Genomic DNA, 18,130 nt, shown 5'->3' with positions numbered 1-18,130 from the left:
TCTTTTAGACCGACAAACGCCCGGCCTGCGCGCCACGCTCACGATAGGGCGTGGTGTTGTAATGGGCCCGGTAGCATTTCGAGAAATGCGACGGGCTGGCAAAGCCGCAGGCGAGTGCCACGTTGATGACGCTCATGTCGGTCTGCATCAACAGGTTGCGCGCTTTGTGCAGGCGCAGTTCCATGTAATAGCGCTTGGGCGAGCGGCTCAGGTAGCGGCGGAAAAGACGTTCCAGTTGCCGGGTCGACATGCCCACATCCTTGGCCAGAATCGACGGTGAGATCGGTTCTTCAATGTTTTTTTCCATCATCAGGATGACCTGACTCAGCTTGGGATGGCGGACCCCGATGCGGGTCGGCGTCGACAGGCGCTGGGTGTCCTGATCGGTTCGGATCGAGGAATAGATCATCTGATCCGCGACGGCGTTGGCCAATTCCTCGCCATAATCATCTGCGATCAGTTTCAGCAACAGGTCGATGGAAGACGTTCCACCGGCGGTTGTCATGCGGTTTCCGTCGATCTGAAATACCGCCTTGGTCAATTCGACCGAGTCAAATTCTTCCGAGAAACTGTCCGAGTTCTCCCAGTGAATCGTGGCACGCTTGCCGTCGAGCAACCCTGCCTTGGCCAACGAATAGGCCGCCGTACACAAGCCGCCGATCTTCAGCCCTTTGCGCGCTTCGCGCCGGACCCAGTTCAGAGCACGCTTGGTCGTTGCCGCCTGCACGTCGACTCCGCCGCAGATCAGAACCACGTCATCGCGCTGCAATTCCTGCAAATCGCTGTCCAGCTTGAATGTGGTCCCCGCCGAACATTGCACGACATCTCCGCCTTCGCCCGCCAGCGTCCAGCGGTACAGCTCGCGATTGGCCATGCGGTTTGCGATGCGCAGACTGTCCAGTGCCGAGGCAAAGGACAGCAGAGAGAACTTGTCGAGCAAGACGAAAACAAAGTGCTTCGGCTTTGTGGTATCGCTGTCCACAGTGACAACTTGGCGTTGCTCTTGCATGGCGAATTGTCCTTGATTCGGTGCTGGCCGGAAACATCCCCGGTCGCTGATGTGGCCGCAACCATGCTCAAAGCTTGTTTGCGGCGTCAAGAGGCGCAAATCGGATATGGTCACTCTTCAAAGCTTTTTGTATAGAGACAGCCTGAATTACCTCAGCGGAGATCAAAGCTATGACCGAGTGGCAAAAATCGAACTGGCGCAACAAGCCCCGAGTTCAGATGCCCGACTATACCGACGCGGCCGCGCTGGCCAAAGTCGAGGCTCAGCTTTCGCAGTATCCCCCGCTGGTTTTTGCTGGCGAAGCACGGCGTCTCAAGCAACATCTTGGTGCCGCCGGTCGCGGCGAAGCCTTTCTTTTGCAGGGTGGGGATTGCGCCGAAAGTTTTGAACAGTTCAGCGCAGACGCAATTCGCGACACATTCAAAGTCATGCTGCAGATGGCTATGGTGCTGACCTATGGTGCCAAAGTGCCTGTGGTGAAGGTCGGTCGCATGGCGGGCCAGTTTGCCAAACCGCGCAGCGCGCCGACCGAAGTGGTCGATGGTGTGGAACTGCCCAGCTACCGTGGCGATATCATCAACGAATTGGCATTCACGCCCGAAGCGCGCATTCCGAATCCGGCCAAGATGCTACAGGCCTACACCCAGGCCGCGGCGACGCTGAATCTGTTGCGCGCATTCTCGACCGGCGGTTTCGCCGATATGAGCCGTGTTCATTCCTGGACGCTTGGTTTTACCGACGAGCAGGATGTTCAGAAGTATTCCGAGATTGCGGACCGCATTCAGGATACGATCGACTTCATGGGCGCGGCGGGGATCACTGCGGATACGACGCATGAGTTCTCGACCGTCGAGTTCTACACCAGCCATGAAAGCCTGTTGCTGGAATACGAAGAGGCGCTGACGCGTCTGGACTCGACTTCAGGCAACTGGCTTGCCGGTTCCGGGCACATGATCTGGATCGGCGACCGCACGCGTCAGCCCGACGGTGCGCATGTCGAGTTCTGCCGTGGCGTTCAAAACCCGATTGGCCTGAAATGTGGCCCAACCACGACAGCGGAAGACCTGAAGGTTCTGATGTCCAAGCTGAACCCGGAAAATGAAGAAGGTCGCCTGACCTTGATCGCGCGCTTTGGCGCAGGAAATGCGGGCGAGCATCTCCCGCGCCTGATCAAGGCCGTCAAGGAAGAAGGCGCCACTGTGACCTGGGTCTGCGATCCGATGCACGGCAACACGATCAAGTCGGCCACGGGCTACAAGACCCGTCCGTTCGATTCAGTCCTGCGTGAAGTTCGCGATTTCTTTGGCGTGCATCAGGCAGAAGGGACAATTCCGGGCGGTGTTCATTTTGAGATGACCGGCCTGGACGTCACCGAATGCACCGGCGGTGTACGTGCGGTGACCGAAGAAGACCTGTCGGACCGGTATCATACGGCCTGCGATCCGCGCCTGAACGCAACACAGTCGCTGGAACTGGCTTTCCTGGTCGCCGAAGAGCTGACGAACCTGCGCCGAAACGGGGCAAAACGCGCCGCAAGCTGATCGTCGGAGCACAGAATTTGAAAGCGGCGGGCCCAGTGCCCGCCGTTTTTCTTTGGATCAGTCGTCGCGCGATGAGACCAGTCTGAGATGCGAGGCTGAGGGTCTGAACTGGGTCTGATCTTCGGCAAACCCGGCGTGCTCGCGCAGCTGGGGCTGCATCTGAACCTCGCGCACCGCCTTGATACGTGTATCCGCGATGCTAAAGCGGCGCGGTGTTGCGCCAATCGCGCCGTCACCGATAAAGACGCCAAGGATGCGGCTGATATCGCCCAAATCACTTTTCAGCGGCAGCAACAACATCCGCGCCTGCATCCGCGCCCGGCCCATCTTGCCGGTCGAGACAAGGCTCAATTCGGCCACCGCAGGTTCGGAAAACACGCGATTCAGATGTTCCGTCATGTCGCTGCGCGCGCTGGGTTCGAAAAACGCGGTCACGGGCATGCCACGAACTTCCATGCCGGCAATCTTGTTCAGGTGGCTGCCAGCCAGCCGAAAGCGGGCCAGTCCCGGCGCGATCCGTTCGAGAATGAAGGTATATTCCAGAATATTCTCAAGTCCGCGTGGATCAATTTGCGAACGCATCGGAACCTCGCTGCCATCCAGCAGCGCGGTCCAATACGCTTCGGCCTGACGGATCGGGGACAGGCTGCGCCCACTGTCAAAGCGGTCCATTGCGACGATCTTTCCAAAACCCGAGCTGGAACCAATTCCAAAAAAGCTTTTCATTTTCATCACCCTAACGCCGATCAGCCGCGATTTTCGTAAAATGCCAACTATTGGGCAGATCACCGGCCTTCCAGACCTTGTGTCTGAAAGATTGGCACGGGTTAATACAATTTTGGAGGAATTCTTTAACGATTGGTTAACTTCCGCATATGAATTGACGAATAAGCGAGGTCTTGCCCCCGACTGGCGGATGGCATTAGGTGCGGAAGGCAGATTTGAAAGGGCAGGCATGATCAAATCCATGACCGGGTTCGCCTCGGGCAAAGGGGCGCATGGCCCTCATAGCTGGAGTTGGGAGCTGCGCAGCGTCAACGGCAAGGGGCTGGACCTGCGCCTGCGCGTGCCAGATTGGCTGACCGGGCTCGAGGCGGCGCTTCGGTCAGACCTGTCCAAGGCACTTGCGCGCGGCAACGTGACCCTGTCCCTCAGGCTGAGCCGGGAAGAGACTGCGTCGGATCTAAGCCTGAACGTCCCGGCGATGCAGGCGGCCTTGCAGGCCCTTGCGCAGACCGAAGCGCTGGCGACAAATCAGGGTCTGACGTTAGCACCATCGAAAGCCAGCGACCTTCTTGCATTGAAGGGAATGGTCGAAGCTAGCGCCGAGGCGGACGATGCGGCGCCGCTGGTAGAACAACTCCGGTCGGAATTTGCCACATTGCTGAACGCATTCCTGGACATGCGAAAGACCGAGGGTCAGGCATTGGCCGAAATCCTGAACGCGCAATTGGACAGTGTCGAGACGCTGACCGGTCGCGCGTCGGTACTGGCCGAGCAACGACGCGACGAAATGGGGCAGTCTCTGCGCGAAAACCTTGCGCGCGTCCTGGACAACACTCAGGGTGCGGACCCGGACCGTGTCGCGCAGGAATTGGCTCTGATTGCGGTCAAGGCTGATATCACCGAGGAACTCGACAGGCTAAAGGCGCATATCAATGCGGCGCGCACGCTGTTGACACAAGACGGCCCGGTCGGGCGCAAGTTCGATTTTCTGACGCAAGAGTTCAACCGCGAGGCCAACACGCTGTGCTCGAAATCTCAAAACGCCGATCTGACGTCGGTTGGGCTTGAGTTGAAGGCCGTAATCGATCAGATGCGCGAGCAAGTGCAGAACGTGGAATAGAGACGGGAACAACAACATGGCAGATCGCCGGGGCCTACTTATCATTCTGTCCTCGCCTTCGGGTGCGGGGAAATCCACATTGGCCCGCCGGTTGATGCAATGGGACAGCGGGCTGGAGTTCTCGGTCTCGGCCACAACCCGCGCGCCGCGCCCGGGTGAGGAACATGGGCGTGAATACTATTTCCTGTCAGAAGACGCGTTCAAGCAACAGGTCGCTGACGGCCAGATGCTGGAACACGCGCATGTGTTCGGGAATTTCTATGGATCGCCCATCGCGCCGGTGCGCGAGTCTATCAATGACGGTCGGGATGTCCTGTTCGATGTGGATTGGCAGGGCGATCTGCAGATTCGCAATTCCGATCTCGGCAAACACGCCTTGTCGATCTTCATCCTGCCGCCCTCGATCCCAGAATTGCGCCGCAGACTGGAAAGTCGCGGGCAGGACAGTGCCGACGTGATCGCCAAACGGATGCAGAAGAGCTGGGATGAGATCAGTCACTGGGGTTACTACGACTACGTTCTGGTCAATGATGATCTCGATGCGACCGAAGAGAAACTCAAGGCAATCGTCAGCGCCGAAAGAATGCGCCGCATCCAGCAACCGAAGCTGCAAGAGCATGTTCGCAAGTTGCAAAACGAATTCGAGGCCTTGTCATGACCCTTTACGCTCTGGGCGGTGATGCCCCGCAGATCCACGAAGACACCTGGGTCGCGCCGGACGCAAATCTCATCGGCAAAGTGGTGCTCGAGCAGGGTGCCTCGGTCTGGTTTGGTTGCACCATCCGCGCGGATCACGAAGAGATAAGGGTGGGTGCGGGCAGCAATGTTCAAGAGAATTGCGTCATGCATATCGACGCTGGCTATCCGCTGACGATCGGGCCGAACTGCACCATCGGCCACAAGGTTATGCTGCACGGTTGCACAATTGGTGAAAACACCCTGATCGGCATGGGGGCGATTGTTCTCAATGGTGCGAAAATCGGTAAGAACTGTCTGATTGGAGCAGGGGCGCTGATTACCGAAGGCAAGGAAATTCCCGACAATTCTCTGGTCATGGGCTCGCCCGGCAAGGTCGTTCGGCAACTGGATGATGCAACTGTAAAAAAGCTGACGCTCAGTGCATTGCACTATCAGGACAATATGCGCAGGTTCCGGGATCGGTTGGTGCCGGTTTCAACAGGCGGTTAGCCAGCAAAGGCCGCATCATGTCTACCGAGCTGATCGAAGAATTTGTTTCGGCCATTCCGCTGCCTGCGCTGATGGTCGATCAGACCGAGCGGATTATTGCGGCCAACACGGACGCCAAGACCCTGCTGGGACACAGTATTCAGGGGCGCCACTTTGCCACTTTTCTGCGGCAGCCTCAGGTTATCGAATCGATCGAGCAAAGCTTGCGTGACAAGGCGCCGACGAGGACCCGGCACCTGTCGAAAGACGGGGCGCAGGATACCACTTTTGATGTCGAATGCAGATATATGAACGGTGTCGGGGCGGTGTCCGGCGGCGCTGTTCTGGTGGTGTTTCAGGATGTGACCCATCTGGAACAGGCCAATCACATGCGTCGCGATTTTGTCGCCAATGTCAGCCATGAACTGCGGACGCCTCTGACAGCGCTGATGGGATTCATCGAAACCCTGCGCGGCCCCGCCCGGGACGACGAGGCCGCCCGCGACCGGTTTCTGCAAATCATGACGGATGAAGCCAACCGGATGAACCGCCTTGTTGGCGATCTGTTGTCGCTCAACCGCGTCGAAAGCGAAGAGCGCGTGCGCCCGAAAGAGCAACTGGAGTTGTCGGGGCTGATCCAGTCGACGCTGAACACGCTGCGCCCGCTGGCGGATGATGCTGAGGTCACGCTGTCTTTGGACGCGCCTGACGATCCGGTGATGCTGCCCGGTGACAGCGATCAATTGCGTCAGGTTTTCACCAACCTTATTGAAAACGCTATAAAATACGGTGGCAGCGGCGGGCGCGTCGATGTGCGCGTTCAGCCATCCGAGCGAGACACCGCAATGCGCGGTCCTGCGGTTCGCGTGCAGATCGTCGACAAAGGGCCGGGAATCGATGCGGTTCACCTGCCGCGTCTGACCGAACGGTTCTACCGCGCCGACAGTCACAGGTCGCGCGAACTGGGCGGGACCGGGCTGGGGCTGGCGATCGTCAAGCATATCGTAAACCGTCATCGTGGACGATTGCGGGTGGAAAGTGAGCTTGGCAAGGGAACGGTCTTTACCGTGATCCTGCCGCGCTGATCCGGCAGCGCCTAAGACCACCGTGGCGTCAACTTAAATAATATTAAGAAATCTCCACGTTGTCATAAAACCGTTACGAACCTGTCACAAAAGGCTTACGCGCGGTCCTTAGGGGTGCCGTCAAGATCATCATGGGGGTGATCACATAATGTACTTTCAAGGAGACTGAGATGTCCTTTGTAAAACTGTCGGCTTCTGCGCTGGCGATTGCTGCCGTATCGGCGACCACTGCTGCTGCTCGTGACAACGTTCAGGTTGCTGGATCTTCGACCGTTCTGCCTTACGCATCCATCGTTGCCGAACTGTTTGGTGAAAACACCGACTTCCCGACACCGGTTGTGGAATCGGGCGGCTCTTCGGCCGGTCTGAAGCGTTTCTGCGAAGGCGTTGGCGAAAACACCATCGACGTTGCAAACGCATCCCGCGCCATCCGCGAAAAAGAGATCAAAGCCTGCGCCGAAAACGGCGTAACCGACATCATGGAAGTCCGCATCGGCTACGACGGCATCGTGTTTGCCAGCCAGCAATCCGGCCCCGCGTTCACCGCGTTCCAGCCCGCCGACATCTACAACGCCATCGGCTCGAAAGTCATGAAGGACGGTGCGCTGGTCGACAACAGCTTTAACAGCTGGGCCGAGTTCAACGGCGATCTGCCGGATGTTGAAATCGCCATGTTCATCCCCGGTACCAAGCACGGCACCCGTGAAGTATTCGAAGACAAGGTTCTGCTGGCAGGTTGTGAAGCAACCGGCGCCATGGAGGCCATGGTTGCAGGCGGTATGAGCGAGGACGACGCCGAAGACGCATGCCTGGATGTGCGCGCAGACGGCAAGTCGGTCGACATCGATGGCGACTATACTGAAACTCTGGCCCGTATCGACACCAACCCCAACGGCATCGGCGTGTTTGGTCTGGCGTTCTACGAGAACAACACCGACAAACTGAAGGTTGCCACCATGGGTGATGTCGCTCCGTCGACCGAGACCATTGCTTCGGGTGAATACCCCGTGTCGCGCCCGCTGTTCTTCTACGTCAAGAAAGCGCATATCGGCGTGATCCCTGGCCTGAAAGAATACGCTCAGTTCTTCACCCATGACGAAATCGCGGGTGGATCGGGTCCGCTGGCCAACTATGGCCTGGTTGCTGATCCTGAGCTGGCACAGACACAGGAAGCGATTGCCAACGAAGAGACGCTTGGCTCGGGCAGCTAATCCTGACATTGGTCCGATGATTGGGGGCGGCCAGGCGTGTCGCCCCCAAGTACTTCTGAATTCCTGATCAAGACCCGTGGGGGTGTTATGCCGATAATTTGGCTCTTTCTGATCGTTGTCACGGTCTCTGCAGTCGGATACGTGCTTGGGCGTGCGCGCGCCTTGCAAAGCGCCGGGGGCGATAGCCGGAACCTGCATTCTCTCCCAACCTTTTACGGCGCGAACGTCGCGCTAAAGACGGTGGTTCCTGCGATCGGCCTTTTGATCGTCTGGTTGCTGGTTCAGCCACTATACGTGAATTCTCAGGTATCCGAGATGGTGCCCGACTCTGCCATCAAGGAGGGTTCGTCGCGCAGCCTTGTTATGGCCGAAGTACGCCGCACGGCCAGCGGGTTAGACAACGCGGTGGCGCAGGGCCAATTGACCGAAGCCACTGCCGCAAACCCCAAAGCCGACATCGCCGAGATCACCCAATTGCTAAAAGATGCCGGGCAGGTTGTGACGGCTGAAATCACACAGCCTATTTTGAACGCGGCGCAGCGTTACAGGGCAATGAATGCAACCGGTTATGCCATCATGTCGGCTGGGGTTATTCTTGTCGCTTTGATCGGTGCCGTGATCAGCTGGTGGCAGACACAAGCCGAATATCGGGCGCGCAATGTGGTCGAACAGGGCGTTCGTATGCTTCTTCTTGCCGCTGCTTCGGTCGCGGTTCTGACAACTGTTGGCATCGTCCTGTCGCTGGTGTTCAACACCTGGGAGTTCTTCAAGCTCTACCCGGCATCCGAGTTCTTCTTTGGCCTGACATGGTCGCCCAGCTTTTCGGGCCGTGGGGGATCGTCGGCTTTGGGTATCATCCCACTGCTTTGGGGCACGTTCTACATTTCGCTGGTCGCTTTGCTGGTGGCTGTGCCGATCGGTCTGTTTGCCGCGATCTACCTGAGTGAATATGCATCGCCTCGGGTCCGCTCGATCGCCAAGCCCATGCTCGAGGTTTTGGCCGGTATCCCGACCATCGTCTACGGTCTGTTTGCGCTGCTGACCGTTGGTCCGCTGCTACTGGGCGTTTTCGGTGCTGACGGTCTGGGCTGGATGAAGGCGGGCACCGCTGTGATGACCGCCGGCCTGGTGATGGGCATCATGCTGATCCCGTTTGTGTCTTCGCTGTCCGACGACATTATCAATGCGGTGCCGCAGGCCATGCGCGATGGGTCTTATGGCCTTGGGGCCACCCAATCGGAAACCATCCGTCAGGTTGTTCTGCCCGCTGCGTTGCCGGGGATCGTCGGAGCCATCCTTCTGGCCGCATCGCGCGCCATTGGTGAGACGATGATCGTGGTTCTGGGGGCAGGGGCCGCAGCCCGCCTGAGCCTGAACCCGTTCGAAGCCATGACAACCGTCACCGCCAAGATCGTAAGCCAATTGACCGGCGACGCCGACTTTGCCTCACCCGAGGCGCTGGTTGCCTTCGCCCTTGGCATGACCCTGTTCATCCTCACACTGGGCCTGAACATCTTTGCCCTCTACATCGTGCGCAAATACCGGGAGCAGTACGAATGACCGACGCCAGCATGCCAACGCCCGCAGCGGACCGCCGCTCGGGCTCTCTGATGGCCTCAGACGCACATACCCGCAAACGCGCCAACGCCGAAAAGCGTTTCCGCGCCTATGGGATTGTGGCCATCGCCACCGGATTATTCTTTTTGTTGGTGCTGTTCGCCTCGATCCTGTCGCAGGGGATACCCGCGTTCACGCGCACCGTGGTCAGCGTTGAGTTCACGCTGACTGAACCACAGTTCGAAGAAGCCGAAGGGACGATGTTCAAGACCAAGGCCTATTCCAACCTCTTCATTGCAGAACTGAACGAAGACCTTGCAGAAAGCGGGATCAGTGTGGATTTCGATGAAGCCGCGATCGAACGGATTCTGGGCAAGATCGGCGGCACGATCCGCGAATTCTACAAAGCGAATCCCGACAAGATCGGTGAGCCGATCGAATTCGATCTGGCGGCTTCCAGCCGGGTTGATGGGTACTTCAAGGGTCGTGTTTCTCGCGACTCCATGCAGGACAGCCGGTTTTTGCAGAAAAGCGACCTGGATCTGGTTGATGCCTTGAAAGAGGCCGGAATTATCAAGCAGGCGTTCAACTGGCCCTTCATCACCGGCTCGGATTCGGGCGTCGACAACCCGGGTGGCGCTGGCATCGGCGCTTCGGTCGTCGGGTCGTTCTTCATGATGCTGGTTGTGCTGGCCCTGTCGTTGCCCATCGGCGTGGCAGCTTCGATCTACCTCGAGGAATTTGCGCCGCAGAACAGGTTCACCGATCTGATCGAGGTAAATATTTCAAACCTTGCGGCGGTGCCTTCCATCGTGTTCGGCATCCTTGGTCTGGCCGTGTTCATCCAGTTCATGCACCTGCCGCAATCGGCGCCGTTGGTTGGCGGACTGGTGCTGACTCTGATGACGCTGCCGACCATAATCATCTCGACCCGAGCCTCGCTGAAGGCGGTACCGCCGTCGATCCGCGATGCAGCGCTGGGGGTAGGGGCCTCGAAAATGCAGGCGGTGTTCCACCACGTTCTGCCGCTGGCCGCGCCCGGTATTCTCACCGGAACCATTATCGGTCTGGCGCAGGCGCTCGGCGAAACCGCGCCGCTGCTGCTGATCGGCATGGTTGGCTTTGTGGCGCGCGGCTACCCCGACGGGTTCCTTGCCGGATTTACCGAGCCGAACTCGGCGATGCCGGCGCAAATCTATACCTGGGCGGCCCGGGCGGATGTTGGCTTCTATGAAAAAGCCTGGGGCGGGATTATCATTCTTTTGATCTTCCTGCTGACGATGAACATCATCGCGATCATCCTGCGCCGCCGCTTTGAACGCCGCTGGTAAAAGGGGGCTAACATGAATGACATGACACGAGTGGAGAGAAACGTGGACTCCAAAGACATCAAGATCAGCGCCAAGAAGGTACAGGTCTATTACGGCGACACCCACGCCATCAAGGACGTGAATGTCGAGATTGAAGACAAGACCGTGACCGCCTTCATCGGCCCCTCGGGCTGCGGCAAGTCCACGTTCCTGCGCTGTCTGAACCGAATGAATGACACGATCGATATCTGCCGCGTGCAGGGCGACATTTTGCTGGACGGCGAAGACATCTATGACAAGCGCGTCGACCCGGTACAGCTGCGTGCCAAGGTGGGCATGGTGTTCCAAAAGCCGAACCCGTTCCCGAAGTCGATCTATGACAACGTCGCTTACGGCCCTCGCATCCACGGCCTTGCTAAGAACAAGGCGGAACTGGATGAAATCGTGGAAAAATCCCTGCGCCGCGGTGCGATCTGGGATGAGGTCAAGGATCGTCTGGACGCCCCAGGCACCGGCCTGTCTGGCGGCCAGCAGCAGCGCCTGTGCATCGCGCGCGCTGTGGCAACCGAGCCCGAGGTTCTGCTGATGGACGAGCCATGCTCGGCGCTGGACCCGATCGCAACCGCGCAGGTCGAGGAACTGATCGATGAACTGCGCTCGCGCTATTCGGTGGTGATCGTGACCCACTCGATGCAGCAGGCCGCGCGGGTCAGCCAGAAGACCGCGTTCTTCCACCTTGGCAACCTTGTCGAATTTGGTGAGACCGGGCAGATCTTTACCAACCCTGAAGATCCCCGCACCGAAAGCTACATCACCGGCCGCATCGGCTGAACACAGGTATTCAGATATGACCGAACAACATATTGCATCCGCCTTCGACCGCGACCTCGAGGCCATTCAGGCGCATATCATGAAGATGGGCGGGCTGGTCGAGGCCGCCATCATCGGCGCGGCGCGCTCGCTGGAAACCCGCGACGAGGAATTGGCGCAAGAGGTGCGGCGCGGCGACAAAGCCATCGACGCCCTGGAAGAGCTGATCGACGAAGAAACCGCACGACTGATTGCGCTGCGCGCACCAACCGCCAGCGACCTGCGTCTTGTGCTGTCGGTCCTGAAAGTGTCAGGAAACCTTGAGCGGATCGGCGATTACGCCAAAAACATCGCCAAACGAACCACGGTATTGGTCAATGCGGGTGAAATCAGCGGCAGCGCAGCAGCCCTGCGCCGCATGGCGCGCGAGGTTGAACGGATGCTGCGTGACGCTCTGGACGCCTATATTCAACGCGACGCGGAACTGGCGACGGATGTCATCAATCGCGACGAAGAGGTTGATCAGATGTATAATGGCCTGTTCCGTGAGTTCCTGACCTTCATGGCAGAAGACCCGCGTAACATTTCGTCCTGTATGCATCTGCATTTCATCGCCAAGAACATCGAGCGGATGGGCGATCACGTGACATCCATCGCTGAACAGGTCGTCTATCTTGTCACCGGAGAGCGCCCCGCAGATGCACGTCCCAAGGCGGACGTGACATCGCAAACGGCCTAGGAGTAACCGAAGATGTCCGCCGATCAACCAACCGTGCTTGTGGTAGAGGATGAATTGGCACAGCGTGAAGTGCTGGCCTACAACCTCGAAGCCGAAGGGTTCAGCGTATCCAAGGCCGCCAACGGTGACGAAGCCCTGCTGCTGGTCGATGAAGACTGCCCGGATATCATTGTGCTGGACTGGATGATGCCAAATCTCAGCGGGATCGAGGTGTGTCGACGGCTGAAGACGCGACCAGACACCCGGTCGATCCCGATCATCATGCTGTCGGCGCGGTCCGAAGAGGTCGACAAGGTGCGCGGTCTGGAAACGGGCGCGGATGACTATGTGGTCAAGCCATACTCGGTCGTCGAACTGATGGCCCGCGTGCGCTCGCAACTGCGGCGCGTTCGTCCAGCCACCGTAGGATTGCGGCTTGAGTTTGACGATATCATTCTCGATTCGGAAACTCATAAGGTCAGTCGCAATGACAAGCCGCTAAAACTGGGTCCGACCGAATTTCGCTTGCTGAGCACCTTCATGGAAAAACCAGGCCGGGTCTGGAGCCGCGAGCAATTGCTGGATCGGGTCTGGGGGCGCGACATCTATGTGGATACGCGTACGGTCGACGTCCACATTGGCCGTCTTCGCAAGGCGCTGACGCAGCATGGCGGCGACGATCCGGTGCGCACGGTCCGGGGCGCGGGCTACGCGCTGGGGTAATGCATTGCGGGGCAGGGTGCCCATTCCCGCATATCGCTATGCGAATTGGTCATGCGTTCTTGATAAAGTCTTGCTGTTTTTTGCGCTCGGGTCCGGGTAGGTTTCAGCAAACCTCTCGAATTTGCGGAGAAATGCCATGAACGCTCCTGATCAAAAACCGATGCTGCGCGCCAAGGATGCCCCGGAACTTGGCGCGTTTACCTGGGACGATCCGTTTCGTCTTGTGGACCAGTTGGCAGAAGACGAGCGCATGATTTCCGACAGCGCCCGCGCTTACGCGCAGGAAAAGCTGCAGCAGCGCGTAACCGAGGCCTTCGAAAACGAAGAAACCGACCCCGAGATCTTCCGCGAAATGGGTGAGATGGGCCTGCTGGGCATAACAGTCCCCGAGGAATACGGTGGGCTAGGGGCCGGATATGTCGGCTATGGCCTTGTCGCGCGCGAGATCGAGCGGGTCGACTCGGGCTATCGCTCAATGATGTCAGTACAAAGCTCGCTGGTTATGTACCCGATTCACGCCTATGGAAGCGAGGATCAAAGGCGCAAATACCTTCCGAAACTGGCCAGCGGCGAATGGATTGGTTGTTTTGGTCTGACCGAACCGGACGCGGGATCAGATCCGGCAGGAATGAAGACCCGGGCCCAGAAAATCGATGGCGGTTATCGTTTGAATGGCAGCAAGATGTGGATTTCGAACTCTCCGATCGCCGATGTGTTTGTAATCTGGGCCAAATCCGACGCGCATGATGGAAAGATCCGCGGGTTTGTCCTGGACAAAGGCACCAAAGGGCTGAGCGCGCCGAAGATCGACAAAAAACTGAGCCTTCGCGCCTCGATCACAGGTGAGATCGTTCTCGATAACGTCGAGGTGCCCGAAGAGGCATTGCTGCCAAATGTACAGGGTTTGAAGGGTCCATTCGGATGTCTCAACCGCGCTCGGTATGGCATCAGTTGGGGTGTCATGGGCGCAGCAGAAAGCTGCTGGCACGCGGCACGGCAATACGGATTGGACCGCAAGCAGTTTAACAAGCCCTTGGCGCAGACACAGCTGTTTCAGCGCAAACTGGCTGACATGCAGACCGAGATAGCTCTGGGTTTGCAGGCCAGCTTGCGTGTCGGGCGTCTGCTGGATCAGGCGGAAGCCGCGCCCGAGATGATCTCGTTGATCAAACGGAACAATTGCGGCAAAGCACTGGAGATCGCACGGCAATCGCGCGACATGCACGGCGGGAACGGAATCTCTTTGGAATTTCAGGTCGTGCGTCACATGATCAATTTGGAGACTGTAAACACCTACGAGGGGACGCATGACGTTCATGCGCTGATCTTGGGGCGCGCGCAAACAGGATTGCAGGCGTTCTATTAAGTGGCGGAGCAATCCGCATAATCGGTATTATGTAATTAAGACTTGTGCGAAGGCGTTAACCCAGACGGCCGACGAAAATCTAAAAGGATCGCCTTTTCATGCAGTTGAGCGGTAAAACTGTTGTTGTTACCGGTGCCGCTCGTGGCATCGGAAAAGCATTGGCGCAGCGCTTTGCAACCGAAGGTGCGCAGATCGTCTGTGCGGATATCGACATCGTGAGCGCTCAATCCGTAGCCGAAGAAATCGGTGGCCATGCAATTGAGTGTGATGTGTCCAGCGAGGATTCGACGCGCTTGATGATTGAAGCCGCTGAAGCCCGTATCGGTGCAATTGACCTGTTCTGTGCAAACGCCGGCATTCTGACGCTTGGCGGGCTTGAGGTGCCGAACGCGGATTGGGACCGGATCTGGAAGATCAACGTGATGTCGCATGTCTGGGCGGCCAGACACGTGATACCGCGCATGGTCGCGCGCGGTGGCGGCTACTTTTTGGCCACAGCTTCCGCTGCCGGATTGCTGAGCCAACCCGGCGCAGCACCTTATGCAGTGACCAAACACGCCGCTGTCGGCTTTTCCGAATGGCTGGCACTGACTTACAAAGACGAAGGTATTCGCGTTTCAGTTCTGTGCCCACAGGCTGTGCGTACGGATATGATCAGCGGTCACGAGGATTCGGTTGCCGCCATAGATGGCATTCTCGACCCGGAAGACATCGCGCAAGCCTGCTTTGAAGCCATTAGTGACGAACGCTTTCTGGTGCTGCCTCACGAAAAGGTTCTGGATTATATGCAGTTCAAATCCGCCGACTATGACCGATGGCTGGACGGAATGTCATCGCTAAATCAACAATATAGCGGTGACCTTTAACGCGTCTTCCGCTTTCGCATCAAACCTTCCTGGGCGATGGACGCCACCAGCGTTCCGTCCTGAGAATAGATTGAGCCGCGATTAAAGCTGCGCCCCTGCCCGGTCCACGGAGATTCCATGGAGTAAAGATGCCAGTTCTGAAACTGCATCGGTGCGTGAAACCAGATGGCGTGATCAAGGCTGGCACCGTCAACCTGTCCCGACAACCAGCTGAGGCCGTGTGGTCGAAGGCCCGAGCTCAGCAAATCCATATCCGAGGCATAAGCCAGCAGCAGATGCTGCATCACCGGATCAGCCTGCGCCGCGGCCGTCATGCGGAACCACAGGTAATGTTTGTCGTCGGCCACGTCCGGGGTCAGAAAATCCAGTGGTTCGATCTCGCTGACTTCGATCGGGCGTTCCCGCAGCAGCTCTGAATGAAACTTCTCGGGCACCCGGTCGAGATAACTGTGGCGCAGTTCATTCCGGGTCGCCAGATTGTCCGGACCGACAACCTTCGGCATCGGATGCTGATGGTCCCAGCCTTCGTCCTGGCAATGAAATGATGCGGAGAGGTTCAAAATCTGTTTGCCATGCTGAATCGCAACCACGCGACGGGTTGTGAATGACCCGCCGTCCCGGGCCCGGTCAACCTGATATATCACTGGAATGGACGGATCGCCTGCACGGATGAAATATGCGTGTAACGAGTGGCACAGCCGATCATCAACGGTTCGGTATGCGGCTGCGAGAGCCTGTGCGATGACCTGACCTCCGAAAATCCGGGTCGGTGTTTCGCCTCCCGAACCGGCGCCGCGAAAAAGATCGACCTCCAGCGCTTCGATATTGAGCAAATCCAACAGGATACGTTCCGCTTCGGTCATGGTTCTGTCTCCGCTTGCCGCGACAGCCGCCTAGCATTTGCGAAAGGATCATTCAATGAGCGCCCCGTGAACCAATGCCTTGAGCTCGGCCCGCGAAGGATAAGAACTGGACGGCGAAAGTTGTGTAAAGAAAACGACCGACATATCGTGTTTGCGGTCGATCCAGAAATAGGTCGACGCCATTCCACCCCAACCAAAATCACCCACCGACCCCGGTGCGCGCGCCCGTGCCGGATCAAGTATAACTGCGCCGCCGGTACCAAACCCTGTGCCATCCATCGGCTGCTCGGCAAAGCTCTGCGGTCCCATCGAAGCGATGTCACCCGGCAAGTGATTGCGCATCATGAAATCGACGGTCGATGCCCCCAGCAACCGACCCGCCGCCGTCGCGCCCTTGTTACGCAGCATTTCGGAAAAGGACGCAAAATCGTCAATCGTGCTGACAAGTCCACCGCCACCGGAAAAGGTGGTTGCATGTTCAAAAGGCGAGGAGCCTGCGCTGTCGACCAACCTTAATGTATCGGAGCCTGATTTGGCAGCATTCAGCGCCATCGCGTCGCCTTCTAACGGGCTATAGAGCGAGGCAAACCGGGCCCCTGCCCCTGTCGGCACCGAAAACCCGGTTTCGTGCATCCCAAGTGGTTCAAATATCTGCTCGGCAAAGAAACGGTCCAGTGGCTGGCCCGACACGACCTCGATCACACGTCCGATGACGTCAATGCCAACGGAATACTCCCAACGCATTCCAGGTTGGAAGGCCAGAGGCAATGTGGCCAACAGATCAACCCGTTCCCTCAACGGACCCTGGTCGGGCGCGAAGATCAGATCCCGAGCGTCCATCGCTTGCGGCAAAATTCCCGGATTGAACGGATAGCTCAGACCGCTGGTATGCGTCAGCAACTGGTGCAACGTGGGTGTCGGTGCGGGTTCGGTTTGGTCGATCGAAGTCGCCTCGGGCACCAGCGCCCGCATTGCGTCGAACCCGGGCAGGAAATCCGATAACGGTGCGTCCAGGTGGAACAATCCGCGCTCGGCCAACATCATCAATGCGACCGAGGTGACGGGTTTTGTCATCGAATAGATTCGCACCATTGTGTCGCGGTCGAACGGCAAGCCGTTCTCGACGTCACGCAATCCGCAAGAATGAAAGAAAACCTCATTCCCATTTTGGTTAACCAACACCGAGCATCCGGGGTATTTTCTTTGATCTACATAGCGTTGCATCCAGATTTGAATGCGAGCCAATCGCGCTGTGTCGAATTTCATCTTGTGTCCCGGTTGCTGAACCCTGGATCCGATCTTGCAGCGCAAAAACGAGGAACAACAGAAAAATCCGAAGGTAGCAAACGATTTTCGTTTACCAACCGGGCAAGCTGCTATGGTATCGGCACACTCAACCTTGGGTGGGTTTGATTCCCGCCCTGGATGCCTGCAATGATGGAGCGGACAGATGGCGAAGAAAATTGAATTCGTTTACGATTTTTGCAGCCCGAACGCCTTTCTTGCCCATAAGGTTCTACCGGGTCTGGCCAAACGGCGTGAAGCCGAGTTGAGTTTTAATCCGGTCTTGCTGAGTGTTGTGTTCAAGGCGACTCACAACCAAAGCCCGTTTGAAGCGTTTTCCGAGAACCGTCAGAAAACGGCCTATCTTACGCATGATCTACACCGATACGCCCGTCGGCGAGGCATAAGTTTCCACATGAGCCCGCATTTTCCGCTGAATACGAAATTCGCCATGCGTGGCGCGTGCTTTGCGCAAGGTAAACCATGGGAAAGCAAATACATAGACGCAGTTTTTGATGCCATTTGGGTGCATGGTCAAAAGCTTGACGAATTGAACGTCCTGACTGATGTCGTCGATGAAGCGGGCTTGCCCGCCAGAAAAATCCGCGAGGCGGCGACCAACCCCGAGATCAAGCAGACTCTGAAAGATCAAACCAAAGCCGCTGTGCGTCGCGGTGTATTCGGCGTACCCACAATATTTGCTGGCCCCGAGATGTTCTTTGGCAAGAACAGCCTTGGCAATCTCGAACTTGAACTAAAACAACCCAAGTGATT

Annotated in this window: 18 protein-coding genes; 14 read left to right on the top strand and 4 right to left on the bottom strand. The window is 57.7% G+C overall.

Annotated features, from left to right (window positions below):
* Positions 1–4: 4 nt before the first annotated feature.
* On the bottom strand, positions 5–1,009 hold the full coding sequence (locus ACR0JA_RS03050) for a GlxA family transcriptional regulator (protein WP_480569799.1): 1,005 nt from the start codon (positions 1,007–1,009) through the stop codon (positions 5–7).
* A gap of 170 nt (positions 1,010–1,179) precedes the next feature.
* Here ACR0JA_RS03050 and ACR0JA_RS03045 point away from each other — a divergent pair, with 170 nt between their 5' ends.
* Entirely contained in the window at positions 1,180–2,550 is a 1,371-nt protein-coding gene (locus tag ACR0JA_RS03045) for a class II 3-deoxy-7-phosphoheptulonate synthase (protein WP_480569796.1), read from the top strand.
* A 57-nt stretch (positions 2,551–2,607) separates the two neighbouring features.
* Here the strand turns inward: ACR0JA_RS03045 and ACR0JA_RS03040 are convergent, their stop codons facing one another.
* Complete coding sequence (locus ACR0JA_RS03040) at positions 2,608–3,276, bottom strand: PAS domain-containing protein (protein ID WP_480569793.1); 669 nt, start codon at positions 3,274–3,276, stop codon at positions 2,608–2,610.
* A gap of 229 nt (positions 3,277–3,505) precedes the next feature.
* On the opposite strand from ACR0JA_RS03040, the gene ACR0JA_RS03035 reads away from it, so the two are divergent.
* The 12 genes from ACR0JA_RS03035 to ACR0JA_RS02980 all read left to right on the top strand — a co-directional run bounded on the left by ACR0JA_RS03035 (position 3,506) and on the right by ACR0JA_RS02980 (position 15,209).
* Positions 3,506–4,396: a YicC/YloC family endoribonuclease gene (locus tag ACR0JA_RS03035; protein WP_480569790.1), complete on the top strand. Its 891-nt coding sequence runs from the start codon at positions 3,506–3,508 to the stop codon at positions 4,394–4,396.
* Positions 4,397–4,412: 16 nt separating this feature from the next.
* Positions 4,413–5,054, top strand: a complete 642-nt coding sequence (gene gmk, locus ACR0JA_RS03030; RefSeq protein ID WP_480569787.1) for a guanylate kinase — start codon at positions 4,413–4,415, stop codon at positions 5,052–5,054.
* Entirely contained in the window at positions 5,051–5,584 is a 534-nt protein-coding gene (locus tag ACR0JA_RS03025) for a gamma carbonic anhydrase family protein (RefSeq protein WP_480569784.1), read from the top strand. The genes gmk and ACR0JA_RS03025 overlap by 4 nt, the downstream gene beginning before the upstream one ends.
* Before the next feature lie 17 nt (positions 5,585–5,601).
* Positions 5,602–6,648, top strand: coding sequence for a PAS domain-containing sensor histidine kinase (locus ACR0JA_RS03020; protein WP_480569782.1), 1,047 nt, complete (start codon positions 5,602–5,604; stop codon positions 6,646–6,648).
* A 170-nt stretch (positions 6,649–6,818) separates the two neighbouring features.
* Positions 6,819–7,859: a substrate-binding domain-containing protein gene (locus ACR0JA_RS03015; protein ID WP_480569780.1), complete on the top strand. Its 1,041-nt coding sequence runs from the start codon at positions 6,819–6,821 to the stop codon at positions 7,857–7,859.
* An 87-nt stretch (positions 7,860–7,946) separates the two neighbouring features.
* On the top strand, positions 7,947–9,419 hold the full coding sequence (gene pstC / locus ACR0JA_RS03010) for a phosphate ABC transporter permease subunit PstC (RefSeq protein ID WP_480569777.1): 1,473 nt from the start codon (positions 7,947–7,949) through the stop codon (positions 9,417–9,419).
* Positions 9,416–10,747 carry a phosphate ABC transporter permease PstA gene (gene pstA, locus ACR0JA_RS03005; protein ID WP_480569775.1) on the top strand — a complete coding sequence of 444 codons (1,332 nt, stop codon included), beginning with the start codon at positions 9,416–9,418 and terminating at the stop codon, positions 10,745–10,747. The genes pstC and pstA overlap by 4 nt, the downstream gene beginning before the upstream one ends.
* Positions 10,748–10,759: 12 nt before the next feature.
* Positions 10,760–11,557 (top strand): phosphate ABC transporter ATP-binding protein PstB, encoded by a 798-nt coding sequence (pstB, locus tag ACR0JA_RS03000; protein ID WP_480569772.1) that lies wholly within the window; start codon positions 10,760–10,762, stop codon positions 11,555–11,557.
* Positions 11,558–11,573: 16 nt separating this feature from the next.
* Complete coding sequence (phoU, locus tag ACR0JA_RS02995; protein ID WP_480569769.1) at positions 11,574–12,275, top strand: phosphate signaling complex protein PhoU; 702 nt, start codon at positions 11,574–11,576, stop codon at positions 12,273–12,275.
* A gap of 12 nt (positions 12,276–12,287) precedes the next feature.
* Positions 12,288–12,977: a phosphate regulon transcriptional regulator PhoB gene (phoB, locus tag ACR0JA_RS02990; protein ID WP_480569766.1), complete on the top strand. Its 690-nt coding sequence runs from the start codon at positions 12,288–12,290 to the stop codon at positions 12,975–12,977.
* Between the two features lie 136 nt (positions 12,978–13,113).
* Complete coding sequence (locus ACR0JA_RS02985) at positions 13,114–14,343, top strand: acyl-CoA dehydrogenase (protein ID WP_480569763.1); 1,230 nt, start codon at positions 13,114–13,116, stop codon at positions 14,341–14,343.
* A 98-nt stretch (positions 14,344–14,441) separates the two neighbouring features.
* Positions 14,442–15,209: an SDR family oxidoreductase gene (locus ACR0JA_RS02980; protein WP_480569760.1), complete on the top strand. Its 768-nt coding sequence runs from the start codon at positions 14,442–14,444 to the stop codon at positions 15,207–15,209.
* On the opposite strand, the gene ACR0JA_RS02975 is transcribed toward ACR0JA_RS02980, so the two are convergent.
* Positions 15,206–16,072 carry an acyl-CoA thioesterase gene (locus ACR0JA_RS02975; RefSeq protein WP_480569758.1) on the bottom strand — a complete coding sequence of 289 codons (867 nt, stop codon included), beginning with the start codon at positions 16,070–16,072 and terminating at the stop codon, positions 15,206–15,208. The genes ACR0JA_RS02980 and ACR0JA_RS02975 overlap by 4 nt on opposite strands.
* 48 nt (positions 16,073–16,120) lie before the next feature.
* A complete protein-coding gene (locus ACR0JA_RS02970; RefSeq protein WP_480569755.1) occupies positions 16,121–17,338 on the bottom strand; it encodes a serine hydrolase domain-containing protein in 1,218 nt (405 codons plus the stop codon).
* A 184-nt stretch (positions 17,339–17,522) separates the two neighbouring features.
* Between ACR0JA_RS02970 and ACR0JA_RS02965 the strand changes: the two genes are divergently transcribed.
* The gene (locus ACR0JA_RS02965) at positions 17,523–18,128 is read left to right on the top strand and encodes a DsbA family protein (RefSeq protein WP_480569752.1); all 606 of its coding nucleotides are present in this window, start codon (positions 17,523–17,525) and stop codon (positions 18,126–18,128) included.
* Positions 18,129–18,130: the final 2 nt, after the last annotated feature.

The sequence above is a fragment of the Ruegeria sp. AM4 genome (assembly GCF_056540665.1).
The sequence above is the reverse complement of the archived record's forward strand: the minus strand, read 5'-3'. Positions and strand labels throughout refer to the sequence as shown.